The 24348-nt window shown below is 69.8% G+C and carries 4 protein-coding genes; 2 read left to right on the top strand and 2 right to left on the bottom strand.

What is annotated here, in order from left to right; all coding sequences use genetic code 11:
- Positions 1–33: 33 nt before the first annotated feature.
- Both AC6JA9_RS25725 and AC6JA9_RS25720 read right to left on the bottom strand, forming a co-directional pair.
- Positions 34–10950, bottom strand: a complete 10917-nt coding sequence (locus tag AC6JA9_RS25725; RefSeq protein ID WP_497957986.1) for a non-ribosomal peptide synthetase — start codon at positions 10948–10950, stop codon at positions 34–36.
- A 37-nt stretch (positions 10951–10987) separates the two neighbouring features.
- Entirely contained in the window at positions 10988–21898 is a 10911-nt protein-coding gene (locus tag AC6JA9_RS25720) for an amino acid adenylation domain-containing protein (RefSeq protein ID WP_497957985.1), read from the bottom strand.
- A gap of 194 nt (positions 21899–22092) precedes the next feature.
- Between AC6JA9_RS25720 and AC6JA9_RS25715 the strand changes: the two genes are divergently transcribed.
- Positions 22093–23079, top strand: coding sequence for a TauD/TfdA family dioxygenase (locus tag AC6JA9_RS25715; protein WP_426746013.1), 987 nt, complete (start codon positions 22093–22095; stop codon positions 23077–23079).
- Positions 23003–24346 carry an MFS transporter gene (locus AC6JA9_RS25710; protein ID WP_223747578.1) on the top strand — a complete coding sequence of 448 codons (1344 nt, stop codon included), beginning with the start codon at positions 23003–23005 and terminating at the stop codon, positions 24344–24346. The genes AC6JA9_RS25715 and AC6JA9_RS25710 overlap by 77 nt, the downstream gene beginning before the upstream one ends.
- Positions 24347–24348: the final 2 nt, after the last annotated feature.

The raw sequence follows: 24348 nt of genomic DNA, 5'->3' as shown, positions 1-24348 counted from the left end.
TGGAGGGCCCCGGTGACGAGGCCCTCCTCAGGGCTACGCGGCCTGGGCCGTGGCGAGCAGGGCCCTCAGGTGCGTGAGGTACGCCGAGGACAGCTTCTCGAGCGTGCCCCTCGCATGGAGGTTCTCGCTGTAGGCCCACGCGAGGTGGAAGGTGCCCTCGGAGACGTAGGCCGTGATGTCCAGGACGCGCGAGCGCGGGCCACCCGATGCCCGCTCGGGCCCGACGGACTCCGACGCGGGCCGCAGCGGTGCGTTGCCCGAGCGCACCAGGTCGAAGTGGCCCAGGTAGTTGAAGCACACCTCGGTCCTCGGCAGCCGCGCGAGCTGCTCTCGCACCGCCGTGTCCCGGCTCAGGTAGCGCAACACCCCGAAGCCCACGCCGCGGTTGGGCACCGCCTGGAGCTGCTCCTTCACCGACTGGAGCAGCGCGCCCGCGGAGGCCCCCGCGGGCTCCTCCACCACCACGGGGCTCAGCGCCGTGAACCAACCCACGGAGCGTGACAGCTCCACGCCCTCCAGAATCGACTCGCGGCCGTGGTTGTCCAGCTCGAGCAGATGCGCCGCGCGGCCCGTCCACTCCGTCAGCGCACGCACCAGCGCCGCGAGCAACACGTGGTCCACGTTGACGCTGTGCACGTCACGCATCCGGTGCAGCAACACGCGCGTCTCCTCCTGGGTCAGCGCACCCTCCACCAGTCGTGTCGAGCCCTCGAGGTTCCGCCCCTCCGGGAAGTCCCGGGGAATCGGCGCCACCCGGCCGTAGACCTCCGAGGTCCACGTGGGCAGCTCCCGCCGCACCTTGTCCGACTGCGCGTACTCCGACAGCTTCCGCGCCCACGCCTGATACGACGTGCTCTTGGGCGGAAGCTGGAGCGCCTTCCCGGCGCCGAGCTGCTCCCACAGCGTCTGCAGGTCCTCCATCAACACCCGCCACGAAATCCCATCCGTGGCCAGGTGGTGGACGATGAGCAGCAACCGCCCAGGCTCCTCGCGCCCCCAGTCGAAGAAGGCCACCCGCATGAGCGGCCCCGCGGACAGGTCCAGGCTCTTCTGGAGCGAGGTCGACAGCCGTTCCTGCTCCTGGACCCGCTGGCTCGCGGACAGCGCGCTCAAGTCGTGGTGGCTGAACGGCACCGGCACGTCGGGTCCGGCGTAGGACTGCTCCCATCCCGCGGAGCCCTGCACGAAGCGCAGGCGCAGCGAGTCGTGGTGCCGCATCAGCTTGCGCACCGCCTCCTCCATCTGCGCGGGCGACAGCCGCTGGTGCACCTCGAACAGGAACGCCTGGTTCCAGTGGTGCCGCTCCGTCGGGTACAGCTCGAAGAAGCGATTCTGGATGGGCGTGAGCGGCAAGGTCCCGGACACCGTCTGCTCGTCGGCGGCCTCCTCGGGCCTGCGCACGCGCGCGGCGAGCTCCGCGAGGCTCTGGCACTCCAGGATGTCCAGCGGCGTGAGCTGCAACCCGGCCTGGATGGCCTTGGCGACGACCATGATGCTCAGGATGGAGTCGCCCCCCAGCTTGAAGAAGTTGTCCGCCGGGCTCACGTGCTCCACGCGCAGCACCTGCTTCCAGATGTCCGCCAGGAGCAGCTCCGTCGGCGACTGGGGCGCCTGCGCCTCCTCCGGCTTCGGAGCGCTGGGGCTCACGGGCTCGGGCAGCGCCTTGCGGTCCACCTTGCCGTTGGGCGTGAGGGGCAGCGCCTCCAGCACCATGAAGACCGCCGGCACCATGTACTCCGGCATCTGCTGGGCGAGCCGCTCGCGCAGCGGCTCGGTCGCGAGCGTCTGGCCCGGGTGCGAGACGAGATACGCGACGAGCCGCTTCGTGCCCACGTCGTCCTCGCGCGCGAGCACCACCGCGTCACGCACCTCGGGCTGCTGGCAGAGGATGGCTTCGATCTCCCCCAGCTCGATGCGGAAGCCGCGAATCTTCACCTGATGGTCGATGCGGCCGAGGAACTCGAGCGCTCCATCCGGGAGCCGCCGCACCACGTCTCCCGTCCGGTAGACGCGCTCCTCACCGAACCTCACGAAGCGCTCGGCGGTGAGCTCGGGCCGTCCCAGATAGCCGCGCGTCACACCCGGTCCGCCGATGAACAGCTCCCCCGGCACACCGACGGGAACGTGCTGCCGGTGGGCATCGAGGACGTGCGTGGTGGTGTCCCCGATGGGGAAGCCGAGCGGCACGGTGGGCGCGGGCTTCGAGGCCAGTCGCGGTGGCACCGCCCAGGTCAACACACCGATGGTCGTCTCGGTGGGACCGTAGTGGTTGATGACCCGGCACTCCGGAGCCAGGGTCTGCACCCGCTCCATCAGCTCCCATCGCGACGCCTCGCCGCCCAGGACGAGCCGCTGTCCCGGCAGGACGTGCTCGGGACGGGACGCGGTGAGCAGCGCCGTCAGGTGCGAGGGGACGATCTTCAGGCAGTCGATGCTCCGCGAGTGCATGTACTCGGCCATGGCCTCGGGGTTCGAGGCTCGCTCGTCGGAGATGATGTGGAGCGCTCCGCCCGTGGCGAGCGCCGGGAAGACCATGGTGTTCCCCAGGTCGGCGGCGAACGTGGACACCGTGGCGTAGCGAAGCCCTGGAGGCACGTCGAGGACGCGGGCGATGCCCGACAGGTAGTGGCTCAGGTTGCCGTGCGTGATGCCCACGCCCTTGGGCCGACCCGTGGAGCCGGACGTGTAGATGACATAGACGAGGTGCCGCGGCTCGACGGTGAGCGGCGGATTCTCGCGAGGCCGTCCTTCAAGCTCCTTCCATTGTGAGTCGACGCAGAAGACGTGCGCCTCACCGGGAGGAATCGACGCGCGGAGGGACTCCTGCGTGAGCACCACGGGCAGGCGCTGGTCCGACATCATGAACGCGAGTCGTTCCCGCGGGAGCCCCGGGTCCATCGGCAGGTACGCGCCGCCGGCCTTGAGGATGGCGAGCAGGCCCACGAGCAGGTCGAGCGAGCGCTCCAGGTACAGGCCCACCACGCGGTCCGGTCCCACGCCGAGCGATTGCAGCTGCGCGGCGAGCTGGTTCGCGCGCTCGTTGAGCTGTCGATAGGTGAGGGACCGGTCCTCGGAGACCAGCGCCGTGGCGTCCGGTGTGGCGGCGGCCTGTTGCTCGAACCGTGCGTGGAAGCACGTCGCGGGCGACTCCAGCGCTGGGGCCGTGTTCCACCGGACGAGCTGCCGCTGCTCCTCCGGCGTCAGCATGGACACGGAGTTGATGGGCACATCCGGGTTGGCCGCGATGTTCTCCAACAGCTGGCCCAGGTGGCCGAGCATCCGGCGGATGGTCTCCGGCTTGAAGAGGTCCGTGCTGTACGCGAAGGAGGTCTGCAGACCCTCGGCGGCCTCGCTCATGAAGAGGTGGAGGTCGAACTTGGTGTAGTTCCACTCCGTCTCGAGCATCGACACGTCGAGCCCCGCCATCTTCAGGTGGCCATAGGGGCTGTCCTGCAGGTTGAAGCGGACCTGGAAGAGCGGCGAGTAGCGAGGGTCTCTCGGAACCTGGAGCGCCTCGACGACCTGCTCGAACGGGACATCCTGGTGCGCATAGGCACCCAGGGACACCTCACGCACGCGACGCAGCAGCTCACGGAACGTGGGCTCGCCGGACAGGCGCGTGCGCATCACCAGCGAGTTGACGAAGAAGCCGATGAGGCCCTCCAGCTCCGCGCGGTGGCGATTCGCGATGGCCGTGCCGACGCTGATGTCGTCCTGCCCCGAGTAGCGTGAGAGCAGGAGCTGGAAGCCCGCGAGCAGCGTCATGAAGAGGGTGGTGCCCTCCTTCCGACTGAGACGCACGAGCGATTCGAGGAGCGCGGGCGGCAGCGTGATGCTCTCGACGGCGCCACGGAAGGACTGGGAGGGAGGACGCGGGAAGTCCGTCGGCAGCGGGAGGAAGGACGGCGCGCCCGTGAGCTGCTCCTTCCAGTACCCGAGCTGAGCATCGAGCCGTTCACCGTTCAGCCACTGGTGCTGCCACACGGCGAAGTCGGCGTACTGGATGGCCATCGGCGCGAGGGGCGAGGGCTCGTCACGGGTGAACGCGGTGTAGAGCGCGCTCAGCTCGCGGAAGAGCACCTCCAGGGACCAGCCATCCGAGACGATGTGGTGCATCGTCAGCAGCAACACGTAGCGCTGAGGCGCGGTCCGCAGCAGCGTCGCGCGGATGACAGGGCCTTGGGCGAGGTTGAAGGGGCGCTGAGCTTCTTCCACCGCCAGCGCACGCGCCGTCTCATCCGCGTTCGGCTGGGTGGAGAGGTCGAACAGGGCCAGGTGCAGGGACTGCGACGGCGCGATGAGCTGGAAGGGTTGGCCGTCGTGGAGGGCGAAGGAGGTGCGGAGGGACTCGTGACGCGCCATGAGGGCGTCGAGAGCGCGCTGGAGGGCGGGGAGGGAGAGCTCGCCGGAGAGGTGGATGGCGAGAGGGACGTTGTAGGCGGCGCTGCCAGGCTGGAGCTGGTCGATGAGCCAGAGGCGCTGCTGGGCGAAGGAGAGGGGGAGGCGAGCGTCCCTGGGGGAAGGGAGGATGGGGGACTGGGCGCCGGAGAGAGAGGCGGAGAGGACGCGGGCGAGGGAGGCGACGGTGGGGTTGGCGAAGAGGTCGCGGAGAGGAAGCTCGAGGCGGAGGGTTTCGCGGACGCGAGAGACGAGCTGGGTGGCGAGGAGGGAGTGGCCGCCCAGGTCGAAGAAGTTGTCGTCGACGCCGACGCGAGGAAGCGAGAGGAGCTGAGCCCAGAGGTTGGCGAGGAGCTCTTCGAGAGGGGAGCGAGGCGCGACGTAGGAGTCGGAGGCGTCGGCCACTCCGTCGGGAGAAGGAAGCGCCTTCCTGTCGACCTTGCCGTTGGGAGAGAGGGGCAGGGAGGGGAGGGAGACGAAGACGGAGGGGAGCATGTACTCCGGGAGGGAGCGCTTGAGGAAGTCGCGCAGCTCGGCGGAGGAGGGAGGAGAGGAGGAGGAGAAGTAGGCGACGAGGCGACGGTTGCCGGGAGAGTCCTCACGGGCGAGGACGACGCAGTCGTTGAGGGAGGGGTGGCGAAGCAGGGCGGCTTCGATTTCGCCCAGCTCGATGCGGAAGCCACGAATCTTCACCTGGAAGTCGGAGCGGCCGAGGAACTCGATGGAGCCGTCGTGGAGGAGGCGGACGAGGTCTCCGGTTTTGTAGAGGCGAGCCTGGGGCTTGAAGGGGTGAGCGACGAAGCGCTCCGCGGTGAGTCCGGGCTGGTGGAGGTAGCCGCGGGCGAGGCCGTCACCGCCGACGTAGAGCTCGCCGGGGACACCGACGGGGACAGGCTGCAGGGCACCGTCGAGGACGAAGGCGGTGGAGTTGGCGAGAGGCCTGCCGATGGGGACGGTGTGGCCCGGCGCGGGCGCCTGAGAGATGAGGTGCCAGGTGCTGAAGGTGGTGTTCTCGGTGGGCCCGTAGACGTGAAGCAGACGGGAGGGAGGGCCGTGGAGGAGGACGGCGCGGACGACGTCAGGGTCGACCAGCTCCCCGCCGAAGAGGACGGTGGAGAGGGAGGAGAAGGCGTCGGGCGCGTGGTGGGCGAGCTGGTTGAAGAGGGCGGTGGTGAGGAAGAGGGTGGAGACCTTCTCGTTGCGCAGGTGCTGGACGAAGAGAGGCGGAGAGAGGGAGACGTCGCGAGGGACGCCGACGAGGAGCGCGCCGTTGAGGAGGGCGCCCCAGATTTCGAAGGTGGCGGCGTCGAAGGAGGCGTTGGAGACCTGGGCGACGCGGTCCTGGGAGGACAGCTGGATGTAGTCGGAGTCGCGGACGAGACGGACGACGCCGAGGTGGGGGACGAGGATGCCCTTGGGCTGGCCCGTCGAGCCCGACGTGTAGATGGCGTACGCCAGATGCGAAGGCTGTGTCGAAGTGGGCGGCGCGCGGGGGGGCTGCCGGGCGAGCACCTCCGCTTGCGTGTCCATCGCCACGACGTGGACCCCACTCTCGGAGGAGAGCTTGCCGGAGAGCGCCTGTGTGGTGACGAGGATGGGGGCTCGCGCGTCCCGGAGCATGAACGAGAGGCGATCCACCGGATACGACGTGTCCAGCGGCAGGTATGCCCCGCCGGCCTTGAGGCACGCGAGCATCGCGACGATGAGTGACGGCGAGCGCTCCAGGTAGATGCCGACCAGCGTATCGGGGACGACTCCGAGGCCCTGGAGGTGCCACGCGAGCTGGTTGGCCTGGGTCTCCAACTGCGCGTAGGTGAGCGACTCGTCTCCGAAGCGGACCGCGAGCGCGTGGGGTGTGGCTCGCGCCTGCACGGAGAACAGCTCATGGATGCAGCCGTGCCGGGGGAACTCGGTGGAGGTCTTGTTCCAGTCGAGGAGGACCTTGTTCCGCTCGGGCTCCGTGAGGAGCGGGAGCCCTGTGATGCGGGTGTCCGGCTGCTCCGCCGCAGCGGTGAGCAGCGTCTGGAAGTGCCCCAGCATCCGGTGGATGGTGTCCGGGGTGAAGAGGTCGGTGTTGTACTCGACCGCGCAGTCCAGCCCCTCGGAGCCCTCCACCGTGGCGACGATGAGGTCGAACTTCGACGTGTGCGTCCGAAGCTCCCTCGACTCCATCGACAAGGCCGATGTGGGCGGCGACTGCTCGACGCCACTCTGGAGCGCGAACATCACCTGGAAGAGCGGTGAGTAGCTCGGGTCCCGCTCGGGCTGCAGGGCTTCGACGACCTGCTCGAAGGGGACGTCCTGGTGCGCATAGGCTCCGAGCGCGACCTCGCGGACGCGACGCAGCAGCTCGCGGAAGGATGGCGCACCGGACACGTCGGTGCGCATCACCAGCGAGTTGACGAAGAAGCCGATGAGCCCCTCGAGCTCCGCGCGGTTGCGGTTCGCGATGGGTGTTCCGACGCTGATGTCCGTCTGTCCGCTGTAGCGGCGCAGGAGCACCTGGAAGCCCGCGAGCAGCGTCATGAAGAGGGTGGTGCCCTCCTTCCGGCTCAGCCGCTTGAGCGAGTCGAGCAACGACAGCGGCAGGGTGCGTCTCGCGACCGCGCCCCGGAACGTCTGGATGGCGGGGCGCGGGAAGTCCGTCGGCAGCGGCAGGAACGGCGGCGCACCCGCGAGCTGCTCCTTCCAGTATGAGAGCTGGGCATCGAGCCGCTCGCCCTGGAGCCACTGACGCTGCCACACCGCGAAGTCCGCGTACTGGATGGGGAGCGCGGACAGGGGCGAGGGCTCGTCACGGGTGAACGCGGTGTAGAGCGCGTTCAGCTCGCGGAAGAGCACATCCATGGACCAGCCATCCGAGACGATGTGGTGCATCGTCAGCAGCAAGATGTGCTTCCTGTCGTCCGCGCGAAGCAGGGCGGCTCGAATCAGCGGTCCCTGGCTCAGGTCGAACGGCAGTCGCGCCGCTTCCTCGGAGAGCTGCGTGAGTCGCTCCTCACGCTCGTCGACGGGAACCTGCCGCAGGTCCACACACGTCAATGGCAGCGGGAGAGACGGCGCGATGAGCTGGAAGGGCTGGCCGTCGTGGAGAGCGAAGGAGGTGCGGAGGGACTCGTGACGCGCCATGAGGGCGTCGAGAGCGCGCTGGAGGGCTGGGAGGGAGAGCTCGCCGGAGAGGTGGATGGCGAGAGGGACGTTGTAGGCGGCGCTGCCAGGCTGGAGCTGGTCGATGAGCCAGAGGCGCTGCTGGGCGAAGGAGAGGGGGAGGCGAGCGTCCCTGGGGGAAGGGAGGATGGGAGACTGGGCGCCGGAGAGAGAGGCGGCGAGGACGCGGGCGAGGGAGGCGACGGTGGGGTTGGCGAAGAGGTCGCGGAGAGGAAGCTCGAGGCGGAGGGTTTCGCGGACGCGAGAGACGAGCTGGGTGGCGAGGAGGGAGTGGCCGCCCAGGTCGAAGAAGTTGTCGTCGACGCCGACGCGGGGGAGCGAGAGGAGCTGGGCCCAGAGGTTGGCGAGGAGCTCTTCGAGAGGGGAGCGAGGCGCGACGTAGGAGTCGGAGGCGTCGGCCACTCCGTCGGGAGAAGGAAGCGCCTTCCTGTCGACCTTGCCGTTGGGAGAGAGGGGCAAGGAGGGGAGGGAGACGAAGACGGAGGGGAGCATGTACTCCGGGAGGGAGCGCTTGAGGAAGTCGCGCAGCTCAGCGGAGGAGGGGGGAGAGGAGGAGGAGAAGTAGGCGACGAGGCGACGGTTGCCGGGAGAGTCCTCACGGGCGAGGACGACGCAGTCGTTGAGGGAGGGGTGGCGAAGCAGGGCGGCTTCGATTTCGCCCAGCTCGATGCGGAAGCCGCGAATCTTCACCTGGAAGTCGGAGCGGCCGAGGAACTCGATGGAGCCGTCGTGGAGGAGGCGGACGAGGTCTCCGGTTTTGTAGAGGCGAGCCTGGGGCTTGAAGGGGTGAGCGACGAAGCGCTCAGCGGTGAGTCCGGGCTGGTGGAGGTAGCCGCGGGCGAGGCCGTCACCGCCGACGTAGAGCTCGCCGGGGACACCGACGGGGACAGGCTGCAGGGCACCGTCGAGGACGAAGGCGGTGGAGTTGGCGAGAGGCCTGCCGATGGGGACGGTGTGGCCCGGCGCGGGCGCCTGAGAGATGAGGTGCCAGGTGCTGAAGGTGGTGTTCTCGGTGGGCCCGTAGACGTGAAGCAGACGGGAGGGAGGGCCGTGGAGGAGGACGGCGCGGACGACGTCAGGGTCGACCAGCTCCCCGCCGAAGAGGACGGTGGAGAGGGAGGAGAAGGCGTCGGGCGCGTGGTGGGCGAGCTGGTTGAAGAGGGCGGTGGTGAGGAAGAGGGTGGAGACCTTCTCGTTGCGCAGGTGCTGGACGAAGAGAGGCGGAGAGAGGGAGACGTCGCGGGGGACGCCGACGAGGAGCGCTCCGTTGAGGAGGGCGCCCCAGATTTCAAAGGTGGCGGCGTCGAAGGAGGCGTTGGAGACCTGGGCGACGCGGTCCTGGGAGGACAGCTGGATGTAGTCGGAGTCGCGGACGAGACGGACGACGCCGAGGTGGGGGACGACGATGCCCTTGGGCTGGCCCGTCGAGCCCGACGTGTAGATGGCGTACGCCAGATTCGAGGGCGTCGTGAGCGTCGAGGGCGCGCGCGTGGGCAGCTTCACGAGCGTCGGCGCGAGCTCCTCCAAGCCGAGCACGCGGACTCCCTCGGGCGCTTGAATCGCTCCCGCGAGCGCGCGTGAGGTCAGCAGGATGGGCGCGCGAGCGTCCCGCAACATGAGCGAGAGGCGCTCCGCCGGATACGACGTGTCCAGCGGCAGGTACGCCCCGCCGGCCTTGAGGCACGCGAGCATCGCGACGATGAGCGACGGCGAGCGCTCCAGGTAGAGCCCGACCAGCGTATCGGGGACGACACCGAGGCCCTGGAGGTGCCACGCGAGCTGATTGGCCTGGGCCTCCAACTGAGCGTAGGTGAGCGACTCGTCTCCGAAGCGGACCGCGATGGCATCCGGCGAGGCATAGGCCTGGGCGGAGAACAGCTCATGGATGCAATGCTGGCGCGGGAAGTCGGTGGATGTGTGGTTCCAGTCGACCAAGAGCTGCTGCCGCTCCGCCTCCGTGAGCATCGGCAGCTGGGTGATGCAGGTGTCGGGCTGCGTCGCGGCGGCGCTGAGCAGGGTCCGGAAGTGCCCCAGCATCCGCTCGATGGTGGCCGCGTCGAACAGGTCGGTGTCGTACTCCAGCTCTCCCGTGAGACCCGACGGCGTCTCCTCCAACGCCATCAACAGGTCGAACTTCGATGTGCCCGTCTCCACTGGCAGCGTGGTGAGCGTGAGCCCATCGAGCGACGCGGACGCGGTGGCGGACTCCTGCAGCGAGAACATCACCTGGAACAGCGGGTTCTGGCCCAGGTTGCGCTCGGGGTGGAGCGCTTCGACCACGTGCTCGAAGGGCAGGTCCTGGTGCCCGTAGGCGCCGAGCGAGACCTCGCGCACGCGCTGGACGAGCTGTCGGAAGGTTGGCGCGCCGGACAGGTCCGTGCGGAGCACGAGCGTGTTGACGAAGAAGCCGATGAGCCCCTCGAGCTCCGGACGGTTGCGGTTGGCGATGGGCGTCCCCACGCAGACGTCCGTCTGGCCCGCGTAGCGGCTCATCAGGACGTTGAACAGGCTCAGCACCGTCATGAAGAGCGTGGTCCGCTCCTCGCGGCCCAGCTTCTTGAGCGCGTTCACCTCATCCAGCGGAATGGAGAACCGCGCCGCCCGGCCCTGGTGGCGCTTCACTGGCAGGCGCGGGCGGTCCGTGGGCAGCGTCAGCAGCGGCGGCGCTCCGGCGAGCTGCTTCTTCCAGTACTCGAGCTGCTCACGGACGGCGTCACTCCGGAGCCACTCGTTGTGCCAGAGCGCGAAGTCCGCGTACTGGAGCTTGAGGGGAGCAAGGGAGGGCTCGGTGCCCAGCCGGAGGGCGCTGTAGAGCGCCCCCAGCTCGAAGAAGAAGACGGACATCGACCAGCCGTCCGAGACGATGTGATGCATCGCCAGGAGCAGGACGTGGTCCTCGGGGGCCACGCGCAGCAGGGTGGCTCGGACGAGCGGGGCCTGGCTCAGGTCGAACGGCTTGCGAGACTCCTCCGTCGCGAGGTCCCGGAGGCGCTGCTCGCGCTCCACTTCGGACAGGCCGCCGAGGTCGACGACCTGGAGGTCCAGGGACAGCTCCTCCGCGATGAGCTGGAGGGGCTCGTCCCTCTGGACGGTGAAGCAGGTGCGCAGCGACTCGTGGCGGCGCAGCAGCTGGTTCAGGGCCGCGCGCAGGGCGCGTTCATCCAGCGGCCCCTGGAGGCGCACGAAGACCGGAACGTTGTACTGCGCCTGACCCGGCTCCAGGCGGTCGAGGAACCAGAGCCGACGCTGCGCGGAGGACAGCGCGACCTGATTGCCGCGCGAGGTGTTCGGCGTGATGGCCTGCTGCGCGGGCGCGTCCTTCTTGAGCGCGGCGAGCGACGCCCGGGCCTTGGCGTTCAGGATGCGGTCCGAAAACTTGCTCATGGATGAAGGTCTCGTTCTTCGAAGAGAGGCGCGGCGCTCAGTCGAGGGCCGCTTCGTCGGGCTGGGACGACAGCGAGAGGACCAGCTCCGCGGTGCGAAGCAGCTCCTCCCGGTCCGCCGGGGGATTCAGGAGGGCCTCCGAGAAGGTCGCGACCGTCGGATTCCCGAAGAGGACTCGCAGCGGGACGGTGACCTGGAGGATCTCCTGGACCAGGGAGATGAAGCGCGTGGCGAGCAGGGAGTGGCCGCCCAGCGTGAAGAAGTCATCGTGCGCGCCGAGGCGTGAGACGTTGAGGATCTCCGCCATCAGCTCCGCCACGACCTTCTCCACCGGAGAGCCGGGCTCGACGAAGTCATCGGTCCGCGAGCCCTCCGCGTCGGGCGACGGGAGCGCCTTCTTGTCGACCTTGCCGTTGGGGGACAGCGGCAGGGCCGCGAGACAGACGAAGGCCGACGGGACCATGTACTCCGGCAGCGAGCGCTTGAGGCTCTCGCGCAGGTCCGTGCTGGAGGGCGGCTGCGTGGAGGTGAAGTAGGCGACGAGCCTCCGGTCTCCCGGCACGTCCTCGCGGACGATGACGACGCACGCGTCGACCGAGGGCTGCGAGAGCAGGGCGGCTTCGATTTCACCCAGCTCGATGCGGAAGCCACGGAGCTTCACCTGGTGGTCGCGTCGGCCGACGAACTCCAGATGGCCATCCGGCAACCGGCGCACGATGTCGCCCGACCTGTAGAGCCGGCCCCCGGTCGCGAAGGGGTTCGGGATGAAGCGCTGCGCGGTCAGCTCGGGCTGGCGGAGGTAGCCGCGCGCCAGGCCTTCGCCACCCAGGTACAGCTCACCCGGGACACCGACGGGCACGGGCTGGAGCGCGTCGTCGAGCACGAAGGCGGTGGAGTTGGAGAGCGGGACGCCGATGGGCACCGAGTGCACGGGCAGGGGGGCCCGGGGGACGAGATGCCACGTGCTGAAGGTGGTGTTCTCCGTGGGCCCGTAGACGTGGAGCAGGCGCGAGGGGGGACCGCCGAGGAGGACGGATCGGACCGCGCCGGCGTCGACGTTCTCGCCACCGAAGAGCACGGTGGACAGCGTGGAGAAGGCGCCCGGGACCTGGTTCGCGAGCTGGTTGAACAGCGCGGTCGTGATGAAGAGGACGGAGACCTTCTCGTTGCGCAGGTACTCGACGAAGAGCGAGGGGGACAGCGAGACGTCGCGAGGGACACCGATGAGCGCGCCGCCGTTGAGCAACGCACCCCAGATTTCAAAGGTGGCGGCGTCGAAGGAGGCGTTGGAGACCTGGGCGACGCGGTCCTGGGAGGACAGCTGGATGTACTCGGAGCCGCGGACGAGGCGCACGACGCCGAGGTGGGGGACGACGATGCCCTTGGGCTGGCCCGTCGAGCCCGACGTGTAGATGGCGTACGCGAGGTTCGACGGCGCGGTGTTCGTCGTGGGCGCCGTCGTGGGCTGCCGGGAGATGGCGCGCTCGTCGGAGTCGAGATCGATGACGTGCAGGCCATCGGGGACCGGGAACTTCCCGGAGAGGGCCTCGGTGGTGACGAGGAGCGGCGCCCGTGCGTCCTGGAGCATGAAGGCCAGGCGCTCAGGGGGATAGGACGTGTCCAGCGGCAGATAGGCACTTCCCGCCTTGAGGCACGCGAGCATCGCGGTGATGAGCGTGGGGGAGCGCTCCAGGTAGAGGCCGACGAGCGTGTCCGGACGGACGCCGAAGGACTGGAGGTGCCAGGCGAGCTGGTTGGCGCGCGCCTCCAGCTGGGCGTAGGTGAGGACCTCTTCACCGAAGTGGAGCGCGATGGCCTCCGGCGTGGCCCGGGCCTGCTCGGAGAAGAGCTGGTGGATGGACTGGTGCCGGGGGAAGTCGGTGGAGGTGGCGTTCCAGTCGACGAGGAGCTGCTGGCGCTCGGCGTCGGTGAGGAGCGGGAGCGCGGTGATGGAGACGCCCGGGTGTTGGACGGCGGAGGCGAGCAGGGTCTGGAAGTGGCCCAGCATGCGCTCGATGGTGGTCGCGTCGAACAGGTCCGTGTCGTACTCGAACTCGCCGACGATGCCGGTGGAGGTCTCCTCCAGCGCCATCAGCATGTCGAACTTGGCGGCGCCCGTCTGGACCTCCTCGGGGTGGACCTCGCAGCCGCGAATCGACAACGGGGTCGTGGAGATGCTCTGGAGGTTGAACATCACCTGGAAGAGCGGCGTGTGGCGCGGGTCCCGCTGGGGCTGGAGCGCCTCGACGACCTGCTCGAAGGGGACATCCGGGTGTGCGTACGCATCCAGCGCCACCTCGCGCACGCGGCGCAGCAGCTCCTTGAACGACGGCGCACCAGACAGGTCCGTGCGCATGACCAGCGAGTTGATGCAGTAGCCGATGAGCCCCTCCAGCTCCGCGCGATTGCGGCTGGCGAAGGGGGTACCGACGCTGATGTCCACCTGCCCGCTGTAGCGGGACAGCAGGGTCTGCCACGCCGCGAGCAGCGTCATGAACAGCGTGGTTCCCTCCTGGCGGCTCAGCTTGCGCAGCGCCTCGACCAGCGGGGCCTCCAGGTTGAACCACCGCGTGGCGCCCCGGTGCCGCTGGGTGGCGGGGCGAGGACGGTCCGTGGGCAGCTCCAGCAGCGAGGGCGCTCCGGCCAGCTGCTTCTTCCAGTAGTCGAGTTGCGTCTGCTGGACCGAGCCCTGCAGCCACTTGCGCTGCCAGTGCGCGAAGTCCGCGTACTGGATGGTCAGCGGCGGGAGGTTCGGCGTCTCGTGGGCGGCGAAGGCCTCGTAGCAGGTCCCGAGCTCCTGGAAGAGGACCGTCAGCGACCATCCATCCGAGATGATGTGGTGCACCGTCAGCAGCAGCAGGTGCTCGGTCTCGCCCAGGCGGACGAGCAGGGTGCGCAGCAGCGGGCCGCGGGCGAGGTCGAACGGGCGCTGGCCCTCGGTCTCGATGAGCTGTCGTGCCCGCGCTTCCCGCTCCTCGGCCGGGACGTGGGTCAGGTCGACGAGGGGGAGGGTGTGCCCGGGGGCGTCCTCGGCCACCTGGACCAGGAGCCGTCCACCCCGGTGCTCGAACGTGGAGCGCAGCGCCTCATGGCGGCGCACGAGCGCATCCAGGCCCTGCTCCAGCACTCGCGGCTGCAGCGGCCCCTTCACGCGGAGCACCATGGGGACGTTGTAGAACGAGCTGCCCGGCTCGAGCTGGTCGACGAGCCACAGGCGCTGCTGCGCGAACGAGGCCTCCAGCTCCTGGTCGCGCGAGATGGGCACCAGTGGGCCCGTCTCCGTGTCCTCCATGGGCGAGGACAAGAGCTGCGCGAGTCCCGCCACCGTGGCGTTCTGGAAGAGGGCTCGAAGCGGCAGCTCCTTCCCGAAGTTCGCGCGGATGCGGGAGAGCAGCTGCGTGGCGAGCAGGGAGTGCCCGCCCAGGTCGAAGAAGTTGTCCTCGACGCCGACACGGGGGACCGAGAGCAGGTGGACCCAGAGGTTGGCGAGCAGCTCCTCGATGGGCGTGCGCGGCGCGACGTAGCTGTCGGTGGGCGCGGAGACTCCGTCGGGTGAGGGGAGCGCCTTCCGGTCGACCTTGCCGTTGAGCGTGAGGGGCAGGCTCGGCAGGCGGACGAAGGCGGACGGGACCATGTACTCCGGCAGCGAGCCCTTGAGCCGCTCGCGAAGCTCCGGGACGGCCGGGGCCCGCGACGACGTGAAGTAGGCGACGAGCCGCCGGTCTCCGGGGCTGTCCTCGCGCGCCAGGACAACGCACTCGTCGATGTCCGGGGACCGCGTGAGCGCGGCCTCGATTTCGCCCAGCTCGATGCGGAAGCCGCGAATCTTCACCTGGTGGTCGCGTCGGCCGACGAACTCCAGGTGGCCGTCCGGCAGCCAGCGCACGATGTCGCCCGACTTGTAGAGCCGGGCCTGGGGCTCGAAGGGATGGGCGACGAAGCGCTCCGCGGTGAGCGCGGGCTGGTGGAGGTAGCCGCGCGCCAGGCCCTCGCCGCCCAGGTACAGCTCACCCGGGACACCGATGGGCACGGGCTGGAGCGCCTCGTCGAGCACGTAGACGGTGGAGTTGGAGAGCGGGATGCCGATGGGCACCGCGTGGCCCGGCGGAGGTGCCCGCGAGATGAGGTGCCACGTGCTGAAGGTGGTGTTCTCCGTGGGGCCGTAGGCGTTGATGAGCCGCTGGGGAGGTCCGCCGAGGAGGGCGGAGCGCACGGCCCCCGTGTCCGCGATCTCCCCGCCGAAGAGGACGGTGGACACCGTGGCGAAGGCGTCGGGGACCTGGTGGACGATCTGCGTGAAGAGGGCGCTGGTGATGAAGAGGGCGGAGATGCGCTCGCGACGCAGGTACTCGGCGAAGAGCGAAGGCGAGAGCGAGACGTCGCGGGGGACGCCGATGAGCGCGCCGCCGTTGAGGAGGGCGCCCCAGATTTCGAAGGTGGCGGCGTCGAAGGAGGCGTTGGAGATCTGCGCGATGCGGTCGGCCGCGGAGAGCTGGACGAAGTTGGAGTCGCGCACGAGGCGCACGACGCCGAGGTGGGGGACGACGATGCCCTTGGGCTGACCCGTCGAACCCGACGTGTAGATGGCGTACGCGAGGTTCGACGGGGCCGTCTCCGTCGCGGGGGCCCGCGTGGGCTGCCGCGAGATGGCGCGCTCATCCGAGTCGAGCTCGATGACGTGCACGCCGCTCGGGACGGGGAGGTTGGCGGAGAGGGCCTCGGTGGTGACGAGGAGCGGCGCCCGTGCGTCCTGGAGCATGAAGGCCAGGCGCTCAGGGGGATAGGACGTGTCCAGCGGCAGATAGGCACTTCCCGCCTTGAGGCACGCGAGCATCGCGGTGATGAGCGTGGGGGAGCGCTCCAGGTAGAGGCCGACGAGCGTGTCCGGACGGACGCCGAAGGACTGGAGGTGCCAGGCGAGCTGGTTGGCGCGCGCCTCCAGCTGGGCGTAGGTGAGGACCTCTTCACCGAAGTGGAGCGCGATGGCCTCCGGCGTGGCCCGGGCCTGCTCGGAGAAGAGCTGGTGGATGGACTGGTGCCGGGGGAAGTCGGTGGAGGTGGCGTTCCAGTCGACGAGGAGCTGCTGGCGCTCGGCGTCGGTGAGGAGCGGGAGCGCGGTGATGGAGACGCCCGGGTGTTGGACGGCGGAGGCGAGCAGGGTCTGGTAGTGGCCCAGCATGCGCTCGATGGTGGCCGCGTCGTACAGGTCTGTGTCGTACTCCAGCGCCAGGTCCAGCTCCGACCCGTCCTGCTCGGTCGTGAGGATGAGCTCGAACTTGGCCGTGCCCGTGCCCAGCTCCTCGAACGACATGCTCAGCTCGTCGAACGTCGGCGGCTGGAGCGGCGCGTTGTGCAGCGCGAACATCACCTGGAACAGCGGATGCTGGTCCAACCGGCGCTCGGGGCTCACCGCCTCGACGATGCGCTCGAAGGGGATGTCCTGGTGCGCGTAGGCCTCCAGCGCGGCGTCTCGCACCCGGTGCATCAGCGCGCGGAACGAGGGCGCGTCCGACATGTCCGTGCGCAGGACGAGCGAGTTGACGAAGAAGCCGACCAGCCCCTCGATCTCCGCGCGGTGCCGGTTCGCGATGGGCGTGCCGACGTTGATGTCCACCTGTCCGCTGTAGCGCCTCAGCAGGATGTTCCAGGTGGCCAGCAGCGTCATGAACAGGGTGACGCCCTCACGACGGCACAGGGCGTCGAGCTGTGCGACCAGCGCCGCGCTCACCCGGGCCCGCTGGATGGCGGAGCGGTGGTGCGTCGCCGAGGCACGCGGGCGGTCCGTGGGCATCACCAGCTCGCCCGACGACGAGCCGAGCTGCTGCTTCCAGTACGTCAGCCCCCGCTCCAGCGTCTCTCCCTGGAGCCACTGCCGCTGCCACAGGGCATAGTCCGCGTACTGGAGCGTCAGCTCCTCCAGTGGTGACTCCAGCCCATCCCGGAAGGCCGCGTACAGCCGGCCCAGCTCCTGGACGACCACGCCCATGGACCAACCGTCGGAGACGATGTGGTGCAGGGTCAGCAGCAGCAGGTGGTCCTCCTCGCCCATGCGGATGAGCACCTGACGCAGCAGCGGGCCGTGCTCCAGGTCGAACGGCGTCCGGATGTTCGCGTCCAGCGTCTCCTGGCGCCGCTGCTCCTGCTCGGACTCGGGCAGCCCGCCCAGGTCCACCACGGGCAGGGGCCGAGGCTCGAACGCGTGGATGACCTGGACCAGCGCCTCGTCGACCTCGCGGAAGGTGGTGCGCAGCGCCTCGTGGCGTCGCGCCAGCGCCTGGAGGCTCTTCTCCAGCGCGGGGACGTCCAGCCGCCCCTTCAGCTCCAGGGCGAACGGCGTGTTGTAGGAGACCCCCGTCGGGTCCATCCGCTGCGTGAACCACAGCCGTGCTTGCGCGGAGGACGCGGGGACGGTGTCGCCCCGGGCCGCCGCGCGAACGGGGGGGATGCTCACGCCCCGCCGGGTCCTCAGCTCCTGGGTGACCTTCTCCGCGAGCCCGCGAAGCGTGGGCGTCTCGAACAGCGCGTGCAGGGGCAGCTCCACCCCGAAGGCCCGGCCCACGCGCGAGATGACCTGCGTGGCGAGCAGCGAGTGGCCACCCAGCTCGAAGAAGTTGTCGTGGAGTCCGAAGGCGTTGCCTCCGAGCACCTCCGCCCAGATGCCGGCCAGCAGCTCCTCCACCGGCGTCCGCGCCGCCTCCGCTTCGACCTGCCGCGCGAGGGTCGCCTGGCTGGGGGCGGGGAGCGCCTTGCGGTCCACCTTGCCGTTGGGCGTGCGCGGCAGGACATCCAGGCTGAGGATGGCCGAGGGGACCATGTACTCGGGCACCCGCTGCTTGAGGTGCTCCTGGAGCAGCGGCACCAGCTGCCGCGTCAGCGCCGCCTGCAGCGGCTGGTTCGTGTACGCGCGCCACGGCTTCGCCACGAAGGCCCGCTCGGTGGACGGCGTGAGCGGCGGCGCCACCGCGCCCCGCCGCAGGAGCCGCAGCTCGAAGGCGCCGTCCTCCTCGCCGCCGGACCAGTGCAGGCTGACGGCGTAGGGGAGCTCCGCCTCCAGGGCCCAGAGCTCCTCCGGGTTGACGCAGTCGGGCTCGGGCTGGCTGCGCAGTTCGGCGCGCAGCTCTCCCACCGTCGAGGGCCGCTCGTCGCGCTCCAGGATTTCGCGGGCCCGCCGCACCTCCGTGAGGCGCGCGTTGGGGATGCGCGTCACCGCGAGCTGCTCGGGCCGCTCCGTCTCGAGCCTCCGACGCAGCTTCGCCATGCTGAGCCCGTCGCGCTTCCAGTCGAGCACCGTGCCCGCGTACGGGTCCACGGCCTCGGCCGCGTCGCCGACGTGCAGCACGACGTCATAGCGGAAGCACGTCAGCTCGTTGTGGTGCTGGCCGCGCTTGGGCCACAGGTCCACCCGCTGGATGCGGGGCAGGTGGGCGCGCAGCGCGAGGAAGAACGCCGGGTCCACCACCAGCTCGTTGTCCAGCGACACGCGCCGCCGGACGGCCTGGGACAGCTGCTCCAGCGGCAGCGTGTCCCGCGCCCGGAACAGCTCCACGGAGAGCGCGAAGGACTCCAGCAGCGACAGGCTGCGCACGTCGCCCACGAAGACGCGGCCCCGCTCGCCCACCGTGGCCACCGCGCCCTCGAGCACCTTCACCAGGTAGTCCACCGTGGGGAAGTGCTGGAGCACGGAGTTGATGACCACCGTGTCGTGCGAGCCGGGCTCGATGCCCGTGAAGTCCTCGGCGCCCCGGTGCAGGAGCGCCACCGAGCCGAGCTTCGGCGACATCTTGTCCACGAAGCGCTGCAGGCCCTTGAGCGCGCCCTGCGCGAAGTCCGCGCCGGTGAAGTGCTCGCAGTGCGGCGCGATTCGCACCAGCAACAGGCCCGTGCCGCAGCCAATCTCCAGCACCCGCCGGGGCTTCAGGTCCAGGATGCGCTGGACCGAGTGGTCCACGAACTCGCGCATCTCCTCGGCCGTGATCGGCTGGCCCGTGTAGCTGCTGTTCCAGCTCGCGGTGTTGAACTCGCCGTCCTCCTCGTCGGCGGCGCGGTGGTAGGCGTCGTCGTAGAGCGTCTGCCACTGGGAGATCTGCTCGTTGTTGAGCTCCTGCTCGTCGATGGCGTCACCCCACGCCTCGCCCGGGGGCGAGGGCACCACGTAGGCCACCAGCCGGGGCTGCCCCGGCGAGTCCTCGCGCGCCACCGCCACCGCGTCGCGCACCGCGGGGTGCTCCATCAGGTGCGCCTCCAGCTCCCCCAGCTCGATGCGGAAGCCGCGCACCTTCACCTGGTGGTCCACGCGCCCGAGGAAGCGCAGCTGCCCGTCCGGCGACTGGCTGGCCAGGTCCCCGGTGCGGTACAGGCGCGCGCCCGGCTCGCCGCTGAACGCGTCCGGCACGAAGCGCTCGGCGGTCAGCTCCGGTCGGCCCAGGTAGCCGTGCGCCAGGCCATCGCCGCCGATGTAGAGCTCACCCGGCACGCCCACGGGCACGGGGCGTCCGTTCGCGTCCAGCAGGTACACCCGCGTGTTGGCGATGGGCCGGCCGATGGGGATGCCCAGGTGCGCGCCGGGCGTGGGGGCGCCGGGCGGCAGCGCGAAGAGCGTGGAGGTGATGGTGGCCTCGGTGGGGCCATAGGCGTTGAACCACCCGAGCCGCTCCCCCGTGAGCGCGCGCCACGCGGCGAGCTGCTCCGGCGCCGCGCGCTCTCCGCCCACGATGACCAGCCGCACGTCCGGCGGAGGCTGGGCCTGTCGGAGCGTCGCGTCGGTGACCCACTCGTGCCAGTACGCCGTGGGCACGTTCAGCACGGTCAGACGCTCGTGCTCCACCATGCGCAGGAACTCGGCGACGGACGGCAGGCGCTCGAAGGGCAGCAGCACCAGCGTGGCGCCCGTGGCCAGCGTGGGGAAGATCTCCTCCAGCGAGATGTCGAAGCTGATGGACGTGCACTGGAGGATGCGGTCCTCCGCGGTGAGCTGGTACGTCCCCTGGAGCGAGGTGACGTGGTTGACCAGCCCCCGGTGCGACAGCAGCACGCCCTTGGGCTTGCCCGTCGAGCCGGAGGTGTAGATGACGTACGCCGGCTGCTCGGACGTCATGCGCACCAGGGGCGGCTCGGCGCTGAGCGCGTCCAGGGCCTGCTGCTCCAGCACCAGCACGGGCACGTCCTGGGACGGCAGCCGCTCCACGAGCCGCTCCTGCGTCACCAGCAGCGCGGCGCCCGAGTCGCGCAGCATGTAGCGCAGCCGCTCCCGGGGATACGTCGGGTCCAGCGGCAGGTACGCGCCGCCGGCCTTCAGGATGCCGAGCAGCCCGACGAGCATCTCCAGCGAGCGCTCCACGCAGATGCCCGCGAGCCGCCCCGGCCCCAGGCCCCGCGCCCTCAGCGCGTGGGCCATCTGGTTCGAGCGGCGCTCCAGCTCGCCATACGAGAGGCGCCCCTCGCCATTCGTGACGGCCACCGCGTCGGGCCGCAGGCGGGCCTGCTCGGCGATGAGCTCGTGGATGAGCCGCTCGCGCGGGTAGGTCGCCGTCGTCTCGTTCCACGTCCGGAGCGTCCGCTCCAGCTCCTCCGCGGACAACAGCGACAGCTCACCCAGCCGGGTCTCCGGCGCCTCCACCGCGTGTCGCAGCACGTTGAGCAGGTGGCCCTGCAGTCCGCGCACGGTGTCCGCGTGGAACAGGTCCGCGTTGTAGGTGAAGGCCAGCTCCAGCCCCGCCGGTCCAGGCGTCACCGTCAGCGACAGGTCATACCGCGCGAAGCGGTTCTCCAGCGGGAGCTGCCGCACGCTCACGCCCGGCGTCGCGAACGACGGGGGCGGGGCGGACTCCAGCTCCAGGGTCACCTGGAAGTAGGGCGTGTAGACCAGGCTCCGCTCCACCTGGAGCGTCTCCACCAGGTGCTCGAACGGCACGGCCGCGTGCGCGAGCGCCCACTGGTGCGTCCGGCGCGCCTGGGACACCTGCTCGCGGAACGACGTGTCGGCCCGCGGGTGACCGCGCAGCACGAGCATGTTCCCGAACCAGCCCAGCACGCCGCGCTCGGACGGCTCACGCAGGCTCGACGGCGTGCCGATGCACAGGTCCTCCTGGCCGGTGTAGCGATACAGCACCGCCTGGAGCGCCGCGAGCAGTACGTCGAAGAGGTCCGCGCCCTCCGCCCGGGCGAGCGCCTCCAGCCGGCGCGTCAGCTCCAGCGGCACGCCCTGGCGCCCGGTCGCGCTGTTGTACGTCTGCACCGTCGGCCGCGCCTGGTCCGTGGGGAGCGCGAGCACCTGGGGCGCGCCGTCCAGCGCCACGCGCCACGCCTCCACCTGCTGCTTCGCCTCCGCCGAGCGCAGCCACTGCTGCTGCCGCTCGGCGACCTCCACGTACGGCCCCGCCACGTCGTCGCGCCCGCTGAGCACCGCCGCCAGCGACTCCACCAGCACCGGCACCGAGCCCGCGTCGCAGACCATCTGATGGAATGACAAAAGCAACAGGTGCGCCGCCGCGTCCCGCTTCACCAGCGTCGCGCGGAGCAGCGGCCCGGTCTCCAGGTCGAACGGATGCAACGCCTCCTCGCTCGCGAGCGCCGCCTCCCGGGCCTCGCGCTCGGTGGGCGGGAGACCCTGGTGGTCCACCTGGCGGAACGCCGGAGGCTGCTCCAGCTGTATCTGTTGCAACGGCTGTCCTTCGTGCGCCGTGAATCGCGCGCGCAGGATGTCGTGTCGCAGGGTCAAGGCCGCGAGACGTCGCGCCAGCTCGGACGGTTCAACCACCCCGTGAAGTTCCAGCGAGACCAGCTGATTGTGGAAGGGATTGTGGCGCTCCAACTGGTCCAGGAACCAGAAGCGCCGCTGGCCGGATGTGACACAACGGGAATGAGGCCGGCCCGAGGGGGACCGGTGCTGATTGCTGGCGGAAGGCAAGCGAATGCCCCTGTCTGATTTATTCGCGGAGTGGGGACCCACAACGGCGCACGCGCGGCTCGACTCGTTGTCTGTCCATCTCAATCCCGGTGACTGTTGCTTATCGAATTCAAATCTTTTAAGTGGTAATGCGTGGAAGTCAAGAGGGGTCCGTGAAGCACGCCCGGCATGAGGGTGTGTCACACAGGGTCCATGTCCGCGCGGAGCCGAGGGCTCTGGTGGAGTAGGAGAAGCCGTTGGATCTGCGAGTACTGTCGGACGTGTCGCAGCGTGCGCTGCCAGGGGCACCGCCGTGTCTGCTGGCGCTCGGCCCCGAGCGGGAGGGCGTGGACCTGGTCGAGTGGGGACGGGCTCACGCAGAGGCGCTGAGGCACCTGCTCTCACAGCGGCCGGCCATGCTCTTTCGCGGCTTTCGTGTGCCGGGCGTGGAGGCGTTCGAGCGCTTCGCGGAGTGTATCCAGCCGTCCCTGGCCGAGTATCAGGAGCGTTCCACGCCACGTACGGAAGTCAGTGGCAAGGTGTACACATCCACCGAGTACCCCGCGAACGAAACCATTCCGCAACACAATGAAATGTCGTACGCGTCGGCCTGGCCGATGAAGTTGTTCTTTCACTGCGTACAACCTTCTCTGGAGGGTGGCGCCACACCCATCGCAGACAGCCGGGCCGTCCTGGAATGCCTCTCACCCGAAGTGCGTGAGCGCTTCACCCGGAATCGGGTGATGTATGTGAGAAATTACGGCACGGGCGTTGACCTCCCCTGGCAGAAAGTCTTCCAGACCGAGGACCGGGCCCAGGTGGACGCGTACTGTGAGCGTGTGGGAATTCAGGCGGAGTGGTTGGGCGGAAACCGCTTGCGGACCCGCTCGGTGCGCCCTGCGGTCATGAAGCACCCCCTCACCGGAGAGGATGTCTGGTTCAACCAGGCGCATCTTTTCCACGTATCCAATCTGGGGCCGAAGGTGAGCGCGGCGATGCGGATGGTCTTCAAGGAGGAGGACCTGCCGCGCAACAGCCTGTACGGGGATGGCACGCCCATCCGGGACGCGGACCTGGAGGAGGTGCGCGAGGCGTTCCTGAAGACGACGTTCGCGTTCCCCTGGCAGGCGGGGGACGTGATGCTGCTGGACAACATGCTCGTGACCCATGGCCGGACGCCCTTCGCGGGGGCGCGTCGGGTGGTGGTGGCGATGGGCGAGATGCGCTCCGAGCGCGACAGCTGAGCGGCAGGGGGCTCCCATCTTCGCGGTCCTGAGACATCGTGACTTCGCGCTCATCTGGTGTGGCCAGCTGGTCTCCGGGCTCGGGGACTGGCTGCGCAACATGGCGCTTTTGTTCTGGGTCTTCTCCGTCACGGGGGGCGAGTCCCCCGTGGCCACGGCGGCCATCACCGTGGCGACGACGGCGCCCGCGCTCCTCTTGGGGCTGACGGCGGGGACGCTGGCGGACCGGTGGGAGCGGCGCAGCGTCATGGTGTTCTGTGACGCCGCACGGTGCGTGCTGAGCCTGTTGCAGCTGGTGGCGGTGGCGAAGCAGAGCCTGCCGCTGGCGTACGCGGTGGCCTTCTGCTCCAGCGCGGTGGAGCAGCTGTATGACCCGGCGCGGGTGGCGTTGATCCGCTCCACGGTGCCACGCGAGGACCTGGTGGCGGCCAGCTCGCTCAGGCAGGCCACGACGAGCGCCATCATGATTCTCGGCATGGCGCTGGGCACGGGCATCTACTTCGTGCTGGGGCCGTGGGTGAGCTTCGCGCTCGACTCGGCGTCCTTCCTGGTGGCCATGTGCATCAACCTGGCCATCCGCGCGCGCTGCGTGAGCGTGCCGTCCGCGCAAGGCACGTCCGTGCTGCGCGAGGCGAAGGAGGGGCTCGCGTACGTCCGGGGCAGCGTGTTCGTGCGCAGCCTGCTGGGGCTGGGCGCGCTGGCGATGGCGGCCTCGGGGCTCATCGAGGTGGTGCAGCTCTACCTGGTGACGCGGGAGCTGGGGCTGCCCGAGGAGCGGCTGGCGTGGCTGGGCACGACCTTGGGCGTGTCCATGTTCGCGGGCTTCGCCGTGGCGGGGAGCCTTCACCGGCGGCTCCGGCTGGAGTGGCTGCCGGGGCTGGGGCTGGGCGTGTGTGGCCTGGGCGTGCTGCTGATGGCGGTGGCGCCGACGCTCGCGGTGGCGATGGGCGGCATGGTGTTCATCGGCCTGGGCAACGTGCTGCTCAACGTGGGCCTGGGGCCGCTGATGCAGACGCACGTGGAGCTGGGGCTGCTGGGCCGGGTGATGGGCGTCTTCCGCTCCGTGAGCACCGCGTGCCTGCTGCTGGGCGCCAGCAGCGCGGGCTACCTCATCGACCTGGTGGACACGCGGCGGATCACGGGGCTTGCGGGCGTCATCCTGATGGTGGCGGCGCTGGTGGCGGGCACCCGACTGGCCCGGGCCGTCACCGCGCTGCGCGCCGCTCCCCGGGTGGAGCCCCCTCGCGCGGCCGTCAGCGTGGAGTGAGC

It is taken from the genome of Myxococcus sp. MH1, from assembly GCF_059738865.1.
The sequence above is the reverse complement of the archived record's forward strand: the minus strand, read 5'-3'. Positions and strand labels throughout refer to the sequence as shown.